We start from the raw sequence: 12,162 nt of genomic DNA, 5'->3' as shown, positions 1-12,162 counted from the left end.
TAACTAAAATGTATATTTAAAAGTCGTACCAAGGATTTGGATCGTACCAGTATCAAATTCCCCTGACATTTTTGTAGCAATACTGTTGGTAATACCTGTCGCACGCTTCTTATCACGGTGTTGATAAACATATCCAAGTGCCATTTCAAGATTTGGTGTAAATTTATAATTTACTCCAAAAGAATACACCTTAGATGTAGTATTTGGAAGCTCTAATCCAGTATGCTTACTGCTTGTAATGTCTTCATCATAGGCAAAGCCAGCCATTAGCCTAAATTTTTCATTTACGTCGTAGGCAAGACCTAGTCTATATGTATTTGTATCTTTTGCATTTTTAATGACTGGATTATCCATGAATCTTGCAAAAGCTTGATTCGAGTGAGCAGGACCTTTATCCATGTATTCAAAGTCATAGCCTTTAAATTTAGACCAATACGTCCTCTCAAAAGCTAGTAAAAGAGTAAAGTCGCTAAATTTATATCCAGTTGCAAGCACAAGCTGAGCAGGAAGTGGGATCTCAACTTTTGTTTTGCCATGGTAGCTTATAGGTAGGTTATAAAAATCAGCATCTGTATGGCCTTTAAGTTCTAAATTTACATTTGAGCGGTAAGTAACGGCAAAGCTTAAATCCTCAATAGGTCTATAAGTAAGTGCAACATTATAGCCATAGCCCATACCATCACCTTTTATCTCTCTGTAGCCTATCTGTCCAAAGTCACTTGCTATCTTACCTTTGGTGTAAACACCTCTAGCACCAAGAGCAACGGCAAGTTTATCGTTTATGCGGTAAGCTACGGTTGGATTTAACTCAACAACTTGCAGCTTAAACCTTTTAGCGGTAAATGCAGTAGCTGGATCCTCCCATGATACACCAACAGCAGCAGGAACGGCAAGAGCTAAACCAAATTTCCAGTTTTCATAAATTTCTGGCGTTACAAAACTAAATGTACCAGCTAGCGAGTCAAATTTTTCTGATCTATAGCTTTTGCCACTATCACTTTTAAACTTAAGCTTATTTATATGAAACCAGCCAAGGGTACTTTCTATGTGATGGCGTCCATCTAAAAACATCATATTTGCAGGGTTAAAATATGCCGCGTCAGCTCCAAAACTAAAGGCTACGTTACTAGCAGCAAGACCTAAAGAATCAGCACTTTGCTCAGGAATCTTATAACCTCCAGCATTTAGCAAAGTAGATGCCATAATAATGCTTAATAGCACTTTTTTCATAGTTTTTCCTTTTCGAAATTTCTTAAAATTTTTATCTCGTCTTCCCAAATACTCTCGTCAATCGTCTCTAATATTAAAGGAATTTCGCCTATTTTATCATCATTTATTATATTTTTAAAAGCACTAAATCCAAGCTCGCCCTTGCCAAGACTCTCGTGTCTATCTTTTTTCGAGCCAAGTCCAAATTTTGCATCATTTAAATGCATGCCGGATAAAAATTTATAGCCAATGATCGCATCAAATTCCCCCATCGTCTTGGCGTAGGCCTCTTTGCTTCTTAGATCATATCCAGCAGCAAATGCGTGACAGGTATCAAAGCAAACACCAACCCTACTCTCATCGTCTACTCGCTCTATTAAATAAGCAATCTGCTTAAAACTAAAGCCTAAATTTGAGCCTTGTGCAGCTGTATTTTCGATGACTAGCTTTACACCGCTTGTGCGTTTAAGTGCCACGTTCATGCAGCTTGCGATATTATCTAAGCACTCTTTTTCGCTTATTTGTTTTAGATGTGAGCCTGGATGAAAATTTAAAAGCTCTAGCCCAAGCTTACTGGCGCGATCTATCTCATCTATAAAGGCTTCAAGCGACTTTGCTCTTGCCTCCTCATCTGGATGGCCTAAATTTATCAAGTAACTACTGTGTGGCAAAACATGCTTTGTGCTTATGCCAGAAATTTTTAGATTTTCTTTAAACCGCTCTATTTCGCTGATACTTAGCTCTTTTGCATTCCATTGGCGTTGATTTTTTGTAAAAAGCGCAAAGGCATTTGCTCCTATTTTTGCAGCATTTAACGGAGCGTTAAACACGCCTCCAGCCGCACTTACGTGAGCTCCGATGTATCTCATTTTAACTCTTTTATTATCACTCTTATTTTGTTTTTGCTGTCTATAAATTTGACGTAGTTGTCGCAAACCTCGTATTTTATAAAATATGAACTTAGATCTTGGCTAAAACCACACTCCGTATTTATCAAGCCTTTGCCTTCATAAATCTTTTCTTTTTGCAAAATTTCTTCAAAAAGGCTCTCATAATGCGGAGCTAGAAAAAATTTCTCATTAAACTCAGTCTTGTTAAAACAAGCATTATTTATGCAAATTTTATCTCTTATGTTTATGTTTGCAGTGTTTACGCCAGAACTATAAATTTGCAAATTTAGCTCATTTTTATATTTATGGAAAAATCCAACGTCATTTATCTTGATCATCGGAGAAAATAAAGTAACTTGAAAAGCTTGTGAATTTTGCGGTGTTTTGGTAGCTACACAACCTGTAAAAATAAAAACAGATAACAAAGTAAATAAAAAATTTTTCAAAAATTTTTCCTTATTAATCTAAAATTAAGTATAAAAGAAATATAATCCCAACTTCATAACCGACATGTGGCCCATTCGTCTAGCGGTTAGGACATCGCCCTTTCACGGCGGTAACACGAGTTCGAGTCTCGTATGGGTCACCACTTCTAAAAATCAAAATCTTATCCATATAAGCTTTAAAATATAGTTAATCTTAAATATTATTTTTAATTTTTATTTTAAATTTTTATTGAACTGTGCCGCTTCCAATTAAATGCGTTATTAAAATTTTAAAACCTAGAAAAATTAATATCGCTCCTCCCAAAAAGAGCGCCTTTTTCTCTAAAATTTCACCCATAAATTTACCTATATAAAATGCAATCAAACTTAATGCAAAGCAGACTACACCGATGATGAGCGAGCTTTGAAAGATATTTATCTCTTCAAAGCTAAGTGTGACACCAACGGCAAGAGCGTCTATGCTCGTGGCAAATGCGCCTATAAAAATGGTCTTAAGATCCATGCCCAATGACTCGCCCGCTTCGCTACTACAGGCCTCTTTTAGCATTTTAAAGCCAAGAAAACAGAGTATAAAAAATGCGATAAAGTGATCGATAGAGCTTATAAATTTAGCAAAGCTAATACCCAGGAAATAGCCAAGAAGCGGCATGAGAAACTGAAAAAAGCCAAGCATAAAAGCTATAAATAAAATTTTACTAAAAACCAAATTTTTATACCTTGCACCATTTGCCATATTTAGTGCCGCACTATCCATACTAAGAGCAAAGCTAAGAAGTAAAAGCTGCATAAATTCCCTTTAAAAAAAGGGTAAATTCTAGTGCAAAAAGATTAAATTTATTTTAAGTGTTTAGATATTTTTTGTATGATTTTGCTCTAAATTTTAAAAAGGAAAGAAGATGAAAAGATCTCTTGTTGTTCTTTGTGGCGCGCTTGCTTTAAATTTACAAGCCGCAAGCATGGACGATATGATAAATAAAGGCGTCAAAATAGCCACTCGCGCATCAAGTGGCGACTATAAAAGCCTAGTTAGCGAGGCACTAAATGCCGCTGTTAGCGAGCTTTCAAAAGAGGGCTTTATAAACAATGCCACAGCTAAAATTCCACTTCCAAAAAGCCTTGAGATGGCGTCAAATTTAGCCAAAAAAGTAGGTGGTGAGAAGTGGGCGCAGGACCTTAGCAAGTCGATAAACAACGCTGCGACCACGGCCGTGCCAAAGGCTGCTGAAATTTTTAGCGAAAGCATAAAAAATATGAGCGAAGCAGATGTCAAAAAGCTCTTTAACGGCGGCAGTGACAGCGTTACGAAGTATTTAGAGAAAAGCTCAAGCCAAAAGCTAAAGGCGGCTTTTACTCCGATAATTGAAAAAATGATGAGCGAAAATAGCTTCGCGACTGCCTATAATGGGCTAAATTCTTTCATCGTCGGCTCAGCAAAAAATAATGAAACGATAAAATCAGTAAAGAGCCTAGCTAAAAATTTAGGTGCAAGCGAGTATGTACCAGATGACGGCGAGGACCTAAATGCATACATCACAAGAAAGACGTTAGATGGGCTATTTAACGTGATGAGCGAGAAGGAAAAGGGGCTAAGAAGCGGCTTTAGCCTAGATAGCGGCAAAAAGGTGCTAGACTCGATCTTTAAATGAAAAATTTAAGCGCGCAAAACAAAGCCGACATCGCACTCATCGTAGTTGCCATCGTTTGGGGAACTACGTTTTTACCTATGGCAAACGCACTAAAAACAAATAGTGTCTTTGTTATGCTCTTTTGTAGATTTTTTATTTCCGCTATCTTTATGGGGCTTATAGCATTTAAATTTTCTAAAATTTTTGATAAGAAAAGTGTAGTTTATGGCACTATCCTTGGCGTAGTTCTCTTTGGCTCGTTTGTTGCTCAAACTTACGCTCTAAAACTTACTTTTAGCTCAAGTGTTGCCTTTATTACAGGGCTTGAGTGTGTGATCGTGCCTTTTATGACAGCACTCATTTTTAAAAATAAAATAACCATTTTTGCTATTTTTGGTGCATTTATTGCTATTTTTGGGCTTTGGCTTTTAAGTGGAGCCACTCTTGCTTTAGGAGCTGGCGAGGCACTTGCCCTACTTTGTGCCATATTTTACGCACTTTACACGAGCTTAAATGGCCACTTTGTAAGAAAGTGCGAGCTTTATTTGCTTGTATTTGTGGTATTTCTCACCGTCTCTTTACTCTCATTTGTCTTTGCATTTATTGAAGGTAGTGTGGTGCCAAATTACGATAGGGAATTTTTTATAGCAATTTTTATCACTGCATTTATTGGCACCATTTTTTGCTACTTTGTTCAAACCATCGCTCAAAGATATACAACGGCTAGCAAAGCAGCTTTATTTTTCTGTCTTGAGCCAGTTTCTGCTGGCTTTATCGGCTATTTTTTCGCTGGTGAAAAGCTAACTCTCATACAAATTTTTGGCGCAATCTTAATAATCTTTGGAGTTATTTTTAGTGAATTTGGTAAAAAATTTTTCTCTAGATCAAAACTAGCTTAAAAGACAAAAAGCTTCATCTGCGACTCTATTTTCTCATCTATAAACTCGCCATCAAATCTCTCTTTTAACATCGCTAAAACCGCCTTTTCATCGTAGTTTTTAGCTCCGTTTATCTCAAGGTGCCAGCAGATATTCTCAGTAGCTTCCTGCATGCTTCGTCTAACGATCCTTGTCTCGTTTAAAATTTCACTCTTATAAGCAATTCCTTGCTCATTTAGCCACGCTTCAAGCCTATTTACAACATTTTTTTGAGAGAGAGTGCGTCCAAATTTTTTAAAAAATGGCTCAATCAAATCAGAGCTTCTAGGCTTATCCCAGCCAAGGTAGAGTTTTTGATTTGCGATATTATAAAATTTAACAAAATCTTCATCGCTAGCAATCGCTGGACTCATCGTACAAATTGCAATATCAAAGTGCTTTGCGGCCTTAAATTCTCTCCAAGAGCAAACCTCGCTGGTTAAATTTGTCACGCCAAATCTTTTAGCATCTTCATTTAAAATTTCTATCATATTTTTTGAGCTATCAATGCCAGTTATATTTTTTGTAGTTTTTGACAAAAATATCGTCCAAACACCGGTACCACAGCCTATATCAAGAATTTCTTTACCGCTAAAATCAACTCCCCAAGCTAAGGCTTTAGCAAAAATTTGTTGCTGAATAGCACTTACTTTGCCATCAAACCTTTGATAATTTGACGCCTTTTTATCCCATAAATTTTGCATTTTAGCTCCTTATTTTTGGTTATAATTCTAGCAAAAAAGGCTAGAAATGAAAGATTTTATCTACAAAGTAATAATCCCTCCACAAGCCATTGATATGCACGGACACATGAATAATGTCTATTATTTCACTCTTATGCAAGAGGCCGCATTTGCACACTCTGCCGCAGTTGGCGATACAGTTGAGGCGCAGTATAAAAGAAGCGAGATCTGGCTCATTAGAAAAAATGAAGCCAAATATATAAAAAGCGTAAAATTAATGGATGAGATAGAAATTCATACTTACACACAAGCTGAAGGTAAGGCGATTTCGTGTAGATATTTTGAGTTTAAAAAAGATGGTGAACTAATAGCAACTGGCAAGACCGAGTTTGTTTATGTTGATCTAAAAACAAATCGCCCAAAAGCCATTCCAACTGAGATCATCGCTCTTTACTCGTGATCACACTCATCACAAACGCCTTTTATCACGGCGCTTTTTATATTTTTAGCGACGTTTAGATGTGGCATATCGATGTTTGTGACTTTATGACAGATATCGCAGATAAAGTACGCTTTTGCCTCATTTGCTAGTTCGTAGTAGCTTTTATGATTATTTTCAGTTTTTATGACAAGGCCCTTTTTTTCAAAAATTTCTATGCTTCTATAAAAAGTAGTTTTATTTGCATTAAGGCTTTCTAAAATTTCATCATAACTTAATGGAGTTTTGGCATTTTGCAAAATTTCAACGAGCTTTATGCGAAAAGTAGTTGCTTTGATACTATGCTCTTCTAAGAAATTTCTTGCATTCATCCTTGCCCTTTTTATTTTTTGTATATTAACGCTAAAAGTTTTAAATTTCATTTAAAAAGCACTATATTTAGGCTTTTGTTCTTTAAGTTGCAACCAAGTTGCAATCTGCTAAACTTCCGCAATATTTTTTCAAACAAAGGAGAGATGGTGAGAAAGATTTTTGTTTTTTTAGCAGTTTGCGCTTTGTCACTTTTTGCAAAGCCAGTTGTTACGACTAGTATATTGCCTACAAAATTTTTTGTTGAGCAAATCGCTGGTGATACACTAAGCGTAAATACAATGGTTGGCAAAGGTGCTGATCCGCACACTTATGAGCCAAAGCCAAAACAGATGAAGGAGCTTGAAAAGAGCGAGCTTTACTTTGCTATTGGTATTGAGTTTGAAGATACTTGGCTAGAGCGTTTTTCAAAATCTTTTAAAAATTTACACATTGTAAAAACACAAGAAGGCATCGAAAAGATAGCTATGAGTGATGAACATGAACATCATGAACATCATGAACATCATGAACATCATGAGCACAAGCACGAGGGCGAGCATAAACATGAGCATCACGAGCATCATGACCATGACCACGAAGCTGGCGAACATCATCACCATCATCACGACGGCCTTGATCCGCACATTTGGCTTGATCCAGTTTTAGTAAAAACTCAAGCTGATAATATAGCCAAGGCATTAATAGAGAAATTTCCGCAAAATGCAAAGCTCTATGAGGAAAATTTAGCTAAATTTAAAGCCAGCCTTGACGAGCTTGATAGCTTTATAAAAAATACTCTAAAAGATGTTAAAACTCGCGAATTTATCGTATATCACCCATCTTGGGGATATTTTGCAAAACGCTATAACTTAGAGCAAATCGCTATCGAGATAGAGGGCAAAGAGCCAAAGCCAGCTGAGCTAAAAGAGCTCATCGAAGAGGCTAAAGAGCACGGTGTAAAGGTTATTTTCGTGGCTCCGCAGTTTCCAACAAAAGCTGCAAATTTAGTAGCAAAAGAGACTGGCTCAAAGGTCATAAGTATTGATCAGCTCCCAGAAAATTGGCTAGATGAGATGAAAAAAACAGCAGAAATTTTTGCTAAGAGTCTATAAAAAATGTTAGCACGCCTGATTGTCATTTGCTTCTTTGCTATAAATGCCTTCGGGTGTGCTCTTTGCTCGCTTTATAGCCCGACCGCTCACGTGAGCGTAAAATTTGACTCAAACGAAAACAATATCTCTACAATTGCTTTTTCATGGACATTTTCACAAAATTTCTCAGAGCTTATGAGGCAAAATTTTGACCTAAATCAGGATGAAAAGATAGATGAAAGTGAGATCAAAAAGATCCGCTTAAATTTACTTGATTATCTTGTGCCAAGGCACTATTTAACGAATATTGAGTACTTTTACAAAGATGAAAATGCTACAAAGCTTGAGCTAAATTTAAAAAAATATAAACTCTATTTTGATGAGGGCAGATTAAAATTTGATGTTAGTTTTAAGACAAATTTGCTTATCAAAGATGGCTTTGTGGTGTCTGTTGAAATGGACGATAAAGAGGGATATTTTAATTTTAAATTTACACAAAACAACGCTTTTTTGGTATCAGATCAGTTTTGGACGATACCAAATCCAAATGCAAATTTAATATTTTTTACATTTTCAAGTAAGGCTGCAGCCAAAGCTCATAATGAAAAGCCTGCGTTAAAAGAGCTTCTAAAAGAGCCAAACTCAGTAAATTTTGAAGATGAAAATTTAAGCCAGATCGATAAGATCGATGAGGCTAAGTTCGATCTTGTTTCAAAAACAAGTCTAAGCATGCTTGATAGATTAAAGCAAATTCTAAGAAATTTTGATCAAAAAAGTCCGCTAACTCTGCTATTTTTAGCGCTAATATCATTTGGTTATGGCTTTTTGCATGCTGCATCTGCGGGACATGGCAAGGTGCTTACAAGCTCTTATTTTGCCGCAACTGGTGGAAGCTACGCCAAAGCCTTTTTATTCTCTTTAAAGATCGGATTTTTACATGTTGTGGGCGCGTTTATTTTTGTGCTTGCTAGTTTTATGATACTACGTGAGATCAGTAGCGATCTAACAAAAGATACAGCAAGCGTTACGACAGCATTTTCTGGCGTTATTATCTTTTTTGTAGCGATTTTTATGCTTTATAAAAAGGTCAAAATTTATCTTTCAAGTAAAAAAGAGTTAAATAAATTTTATATTTTTAGCTCAAGTTTAAGCCAAAATTTGAGTAAAAATACAAAATTTACTAGCGACTGTGGCTGTAATATCTGTACTACAAAAAAACCAAAAAATAAAGAAGAATGGCTGGTTGCGGCTGCTGCGGCACTTATTCCTTGTCCTGGCACGATACTTGTCTTTGTGCTAGCAAATGAGCTAGGCAGCTACTTTGCAGGCGTTATAAGTGGCGTATTTATGGCGCTTGGCATGAGCACAGTGATATTTTTAGCGGCTGTTTTTGGAGCCAAAATAAATGAGAGCACAAACATTAAGCTAAAAAAGTTTAAAATCTATGCCGAATTTATGGCTCTTAGCGTTATGCTTTGGCTTGGACTTTTTATTTTTACTACGACATTTACGCAAAAGAGTCTGTTTTGAAAGAAATTATAAAAATTAGAAATTTAAACTTTAGCTACGATAAGCAAGTGGTTTTAGAAGGTATCAATTTAGATTATAGTAGCGATGAGTTTTTAGCTATTATCGGTCCAAATGGTGGTGGCAAAAGCACACTTTTAAAGCTTATTTTAGGACTACTTAAGCCTCAAAGTGGCGAGATAAAACTCTTTGGAAAAGAGCCAAGTGAAGTCAGTAAATTTATAGGTTATGTGCCTCAAAATTTCCTCTCAAATCAAAGCTTTCCAATGATGGTTTTAGAAGTAGTTTTAATGGGGCTAATCGATAAAAAAATTTTTGGTTTTTACTCACAAGCTGAGAAACAAATGGCTCTTGGTGCCCTTGAGAAAGTTGGCATGAAAGAATTTGCAAGCGCTAGAATTGGTGAGCTAAGCGGCGGCCAAAGACAGCGCGTATATATCGCAAGAGCGCTTTGTGCAAATGCAAAGGTCCTCGTTTTAGACGAGCCAACAGCTAGTATCGACACAAAGGGTCAGGCTGAAATTTATGAAATTTTAAAAAATATAAATGCAAGTGGTGTTGGTGTAGTTTTGGTAAGTCACGATCTAAATATCGTGCTAAATTATGCTACAAAAATCGCCTATGTGAGCAAAAATTTACATATCCATAAAACTCATGAAGATACTGCGAAAAGAGAATTTATAGAGCATTTAGCAAAATCTCATAGCCATTTTTGCGATGTCGAGATCGCACTTGGTGAATGTGAGTGCAAAATCAAAAGTAATGTTTTTAAGCTAAAGAGATGAAATGAGTGAAATTTTAGAGTTAAATTTTATGCAAAATGCCTTTATTGCTGGCATTTTAGTTAGTATTATTTGTGGGCTCATAGGCTCGCTCGTTGTTATAAATAAAATGACTTTTATCGCTGGCGGCATCGCGCACGGAGCATATGGCGGCATAGGACTTGCCTTTTTCTTCTCGCTCGAACCACTTCTTGGAGCTAGCATATTCTCACTCTTTTTAGCCCTTATAATCGCCACTATCACGCTAAAAGATAAAACCAACATTGACTCGGTTATCGGTGCTATTTGGGCATTTGGCATGGCTATTGGCATCATTTTTATCGATTTAACTCCGGGATACAATGCCGATCTTATGAGTTATCTTTTTGGCTCTATCTTAGCAGTAAGCGGGCAAGATATAACATTTATGAGTATTTTAGATATCTTATTTTTAGCACTCATTGCCCTTTTTTACCGTCAATTTGTAGCTATTAGCTTTGATGCAGAGTTTGCAAAGTTGCGCGGCGTAAATACAACATTTTTTCACTATTTATTAGTATGTATGATGGCACTTTGTGTGGTGGCTACGATTCGTGTTGTTGGGCTGATTCTAGTCATCGCCCTTCTTACTATACCGCCATACTTAGCACAAATTTTTGCCAAAAGACTTGGACTGATGATGCTAATCTCTACTATCTTTTCAATCATTTTTTGTTTTAGCGGTCTATTTATTAGCTTTTATTTTAACCTAACAGGCGGAGCTAGCATAATCTTAGTTGCTTCACTTTGCTTTTTTGCTTTTTGTTCTAAATTTAAAAGCTTACGCCAGTAGCCCTTCTTAGCTGATAAAGCGTCCAAAAGACGAAGCAAATGGCTGTGAGATAGACACTAAAAAATAGGGCCAGCCACATAAATTTTATCTCAAGACCAAAATAAAAAACTACAGCGTAAAAAAGTGATCCTTGAAGCACAAATTGCCTAAATCCATTTAGCAAAAAGATAGCCACTGGGCGTTTTATAGCCTGAAGAGTGCTGCCTGAGACATTTATCGTGCCATAAGCTACGTAAGCAAGAGAATTTATACCAAGATAAAGCCCTGCTATCTCAAAAACTGCCGGCGTATCATCAAAAATTCTTATCATATCTTCACCAAAAAATCTAATAAAAACACAAGCAAGTACACAATAAATAAGCAAAAAAAGAAGCGAAATTTTATAGCATTGCTTAGCTCTTTTAAAATTTTTAGCGCCATAGTTTCTTGAAACGATACTTAAAACTGCTACGGCCATACCAATGGTTGGCAATACCAAAATTTGCTCTATCCTTAAAGCTATACCATATCCCGCTACGGCATTTACACCATAGTAGCTTATAAATTTTAAAAGTACAAGTGAGCCAAGCGACATCGATAGATAGTTTAAGCAAGCCGGTAGAGCTTGCTTTGTAATCTTTGCCCAAATGCTAAAATTTGGCACAAAATAGCTTAAATTTCTTGGCTCGATCATCTTAGCTTTTTTAACTTTTGCAAAAAGGTAGATCATGCCCAAAAGCTGAACACTAGCTGTTGCTAGAGCAAGTCCTTTTACGCCAAGATCCAAAATGAATGCAAAAAAGTAGCAAAAAAATGCATTGATAAAAAGGCCATAAAATAGCCAATCGCGGTAACTTTTTGTATCTCCAAGTGCTACAAGCACGCCATTTAGAGATTTGATAATCAAGAAAAATGGTGCAGCAAGAAAGATAACACCTGCGTAATCAAGCGCCTCTTTTAAATAGTGATGATCGGCTCCTAAAAAAGTGAGTAAATTTGGTGCTAAAAAATAGCCACAAAACCCCATAAAAATAGCAAATACTAACACAAAGATAATTCCATTTGCTGCATAAAATTTAGCCGTTTTTATCTTTCCTGCTCCAAGACTATTGCCTATTAGCGCAGTTAGTGCTGAGCCAAAACCAAGCCCAATGCCTACGATACTTAGATAAAGCAAAAAACTCATAGCCATACCAGCTACAGCAAGGGTAGAAATTTTTGCTGCAAAAAATGTGCCAGTAACGTTATAAAGAGTATTAAACATCATTGCGGTGCCAGCTGGAAGCGAAAGCGAGATGATGAGCTTATTTAACGGGTCTTTTAGTAAATCCATAGTTTGATTTTACGTTTTTTATCTTTAAAATTTGTAAAGAATAAAAATCAACTAAATTTAATAAAAAGCCATTACTCAT

General features: G+C 36.3%; 14 protein-coding genes and 1 tRNA gene. 8 read left to right on the top strand and 7 right to left on the bottom strand.

The features are described 5' to 3' along the window. Nucleotides 1-3: 3 nt before the first annotated feature. From CYO92_RS02925 to CYO92_RS02915, 3 genes are read right to left on the bottom strand one after another with little or no spacing between them, the layout of a single operon-like run. Nucleotides 4-1,230: an OmpP1/FadL family transporter gene (locus tag CYO92_RS02925; RefSeq protein ID WP_103588738.1), complete on the bottom strand. Its 1,227-nt coding sequence runs from the start codon at nucleotides 1,228-1,230 to the stop codon at nucleotides 4-6. Further along, entirely contained in the window at nucleotides 1,227-2,078 is an 852-nt protein-coding gene (gene nfo, locus CYO92_RS02920) for a deoxyribonuclease IV (protein WP_103588737.1), read from the bottom strand. Before nfo ends, CYO92_RS02925 begins: the two co-directional genes overlap by 4 nt. Next, nucleotides 2,075-2,545: a hypothetical protein gene (locus CYO92_RS02915; protein ID WP_103588736.1), complete on the bottom strand. Its 471-nt coding sequence runs from the start codon at nucleotides 2,543-2,545 to the stop codon at nucleotides 2,075-2,077. The genes nfo and CYO92_RS02915 overlap by 4 nt, the downstream gene beginning before the upstream one ends. Nucleotides 2,546-2,613: 68 nt before the next feature. On the opposite strand from CYO92_RS02915, the gene CYO92_RS02910 reads away from it, so the two are divergent. Then, nucleotides 2,614-2,688, top strand: a tRNA-Glu gene (locus tag CYO92_RS02910). An 83-nt stretch (nucleotides 2,689-2,771) separates the two neighbouring features. Here CYO92_RS02910 and CYO92_RS02905 read toward each other — a convergent pair. Next, the gene (locus tag CYO92_RS02905) at nucleotides 2,772-3,332 is read right to left on the bottom strand and encodes a manganese efflux pump MntP family protein (RefSeq protein ID WP_103588735.1); all 561 of its coding nucleotides are present in this window, start codon (nucleotides 3,330-3,332) and stop codon (nucleotides 2,772-2,774) included. A gap of 109 nt (nucleotides 3,333-3,441) precedes the next feature. Between CYO92_RS02905 and CYO92_RS02900 the strand changes: the two genes are divergently transcribed. Together CYO92_RS02900 and CYO92_RS02895 are read left to right on the top strand one after the other, a co-directional pair. Further along, on the top strand, nucleotides 3,442-4,191 hold the full coding sequence (locus tag CYO92_RS02900) for a DUF4197 domain-containing protein (protein WP_103588734.1): 750 nt from the start codon (nucleotides 3,442-3,444) through the stop codon (nucleotides 4,189-4,191). Next, nucleotides 4,188-5,069, top strand: a complete 882-nt coding sequence (locus CYO92_RS02895) for a DMT family transporter (protein WP_103588733.1) — start codon at nucleotides 4,188-4,190, stop codon at nucleotides 5,067-5,069. Before CYO92_RS02900 ends, CYO92_RS02895 begins: the two co-directional genes overlap by 4 nt. Here the strand turns inward: CYO92_RS02895 and CYO92_RS02890 are convergent. Further along, nucleotides 5,066-5,791, bottom strand: coding sequence for a class I SAM-dependent methyltransferase (locus CYO92_RS02890; protein ID WP_103588732.1), 726 nt, complete (start codon nucleotides 5,789-5,791; stop codon nucleotides 5,066-5,068). The two genes, CYO92_RS02895 and CYO92_RS02890, sit on opposite strands and share 4 nt — an antisense overlap. 46 nt (nucleotides 5,792-5,837) lie before the next feature. Between CYO92_RS02890 and CYO92_RS02885 the strand changes: the two genes are divergently transcribed. Further along, nucleotides 5,838-6,230 (top strand): acyl-CoA thioesterase, encoded by a 393-nt coding sequence (locus tag CYO92_RS02885; RefSeq protein WP_103588731.1) that lies wholly within the window; start codon nucleotides 5,838-5,840, stop codon nucleotides 6,228-6,230. Here CYO92_RS02885 and CYO92_RS02880 read toward each other — a convergent pair. Beyond that, nucleotides 6,221-6,580, bottom strand: a complete 360-nt coding sequence (locus tag CYO92_RS02880; protein ID WP_072594097.1) for a Fur family transcriptional regulator — start codon at nucleotides 6,578-6,580, stop codon at nucleotides 6,221-6,223. The genes CYO92_RS02885 and CYO92_RS02880 overlap by 10 nt on opposite strands. 147 nt (nucleotides 6,581-6,727) lie before the next feature. Here CYO92_RS02880 and CYO92_RS02875 point away from each other — a divergent pair, with 147 nt between their 5' ends. The 4 genes from CYO92_RS02875 to CYO92_RS02860 are packed head-to-tail and all read left to right on the top strand — an operon-like array spanning nucleotide 6,728 to nucleotide 10,771. Further along, on the top strand, nucleotides 6,728-7,672 hold the full coding sequence (locus CYO92_RS02875) for a metal ABC transporter solute-binding protein, Zn/Mn family (protein WP_103595496.1): 945 nt from the start codon (nucleotides 6,728-6,730) through the stop codon (nucleotides 7,670-7,672). A 3-nt stretch (nucleotides 7,673-7,675) separates the two neighbouring features. Next, nucleotides 7,676-9,181 carry a nickel/cobalt transporter gene (locus CYO92_RS02870; RefSeq protein WP_103588730.1) on the top strand — a complete coding sequence of 502 codons (1,506 nt, stop codon included), beginning with the start codon at nucleotides 7,676-7,678 and terminating at the stop codon, nucleotides 9,179-9,181. After that, entirely contained in the window at nucleotides 9,178-9,963 is a 786-nt protein-coding gene (locus CYO92_RS02865) for a metal ABC transporter ATP-binding protein (RefSeq protein ID WP_103588729.1), read from the top strand. The genes CYO92_RS02870 and CYO92_RS02865 overlap by 4 nt, the downstream gene beginning before the upstream one ends. 1 nt (nucleotide 9,964) lies before the next feature. Next, nucleotides 9,965-10,771: a metal ABC transporter permease gene (locus tag CYO92_RS02860; protein WP_103588728.1), complete on the top strand. Its 807-nt coding sequence runs from the start codon at nucleotides 9,965-9,967 to the stop codon at nucleotides 10,769-10,771. Here the strand turns inward: CYO92_RS02860 and CYO92_RS02855 are convergent. Continuing rightward, nucleotides 10,752-12,083 carry an MATE family efflux transporter gene (locus CYO92_RS02855; protein ID WP_103588727.1) on the bottom strand — a complete coding sequence of 444 codons (1,332 nt, stop codon included), beginning with the start codon at nucleotides 12,081-12,083 and terminating at the stop codon, nucleotides 10,752-10,754. The two genes, CYO92_RS02860 and CYO92_RS02855, sit on opposite strands and share 20 nt — an antisense overlap. Nucleotides 12,084-12,162: the final 79 nt, after the last annotated feature.

This window comes from Campylobacter concisus, from assembly GCF_002913715.1.
In the GTDB taxonomy this organism is placed as follows: Bacteria; Campylobacterota; Campylobacteria; order Campylobacterales; family Campylobacteraceae; genus Campylobacter_A; species Campylobacter_A concisus_AG.
Note: the sequence above shows the minus strand (reverse complement) of the source record. Positions and strands in the feature narration are given on the sequence as shown.

Coding starts and splice junctions, on each gene's coding strand:
- nfo (WP_103588737.1), bottom strand. CDS start 2,078: ATGAGATACATCGGAGCTCACGTAAGTGCGGCTGGAGGCGTGTTTAAC.
- CYO92_RS02885 (WP_103588731.1), top strand. CDS start 5,838: ATGAAAGATTTTATCTACAAAGTAATAATCCCTCCACAAGCCATTGAT.
- CYO92_RS02880 (WP_072594097.1), bottom strand. CDS start 6,580: ATGAATGCAAGAAATTTCTTAGAAGAGCATAGTATCAAAGCAACTACT.
- CYO92_RS02870 (WP_103588730.1), top strand. CDS start 7,676: ATGTTAGCACGCCTGATTGTCATTTGCTTCTTTGCTATAAATGCCTTC.
- CYO92_RS02895 (WP_103588733.1), top strand. CDS start 4,188: ATGAAAAATTTAAGCGCGCAAAACAAAGCCGACATCGCACTCATCGTA.
- CYO92_RS02905 (WP_103588735.1), bottom strand. CDS start 3,332: ATGCAGCTTTTACTTCTTAGCTTTGCTCTTAGTATGGATAGTGCGGCA.
- CYO92_RS02855 (WP_103588727.1), bottom strand. CDS start 12,083: ATGGATTTACTAAAAGACCCGTTAAATAAGCTCATCATCTCGCTTTCG.
- CYO92_RS02860 (WP_103588728.1), top strand. CDS start 9,965: ATGAGTGAAATTTTAGAGTTAAATTTTATGCAAAATGCCTTTATTGCT.
- CYO92_RS02900 (WP_103588734.1), top strand. CDS start 3,442: ATGAAAAGATCTCTTGTTGTTCTTTGTGGCGCGCTTGCTTTAAATTTA.
- CYO92_RS02925 (WP_103588738.1), bottom strand. CDS start 1,230: ATGAAAAAAGTGCTATTAAGCATTATTATGGCATCTACTTTGCTAAAT.
- CYO92_RS02890 (WP_103588732.1), bottom strand. CDS start 5,791: ATGCAAAATTTATGGGATAAAAAGGCGTCAAATTATCAAAGGTTTGAT.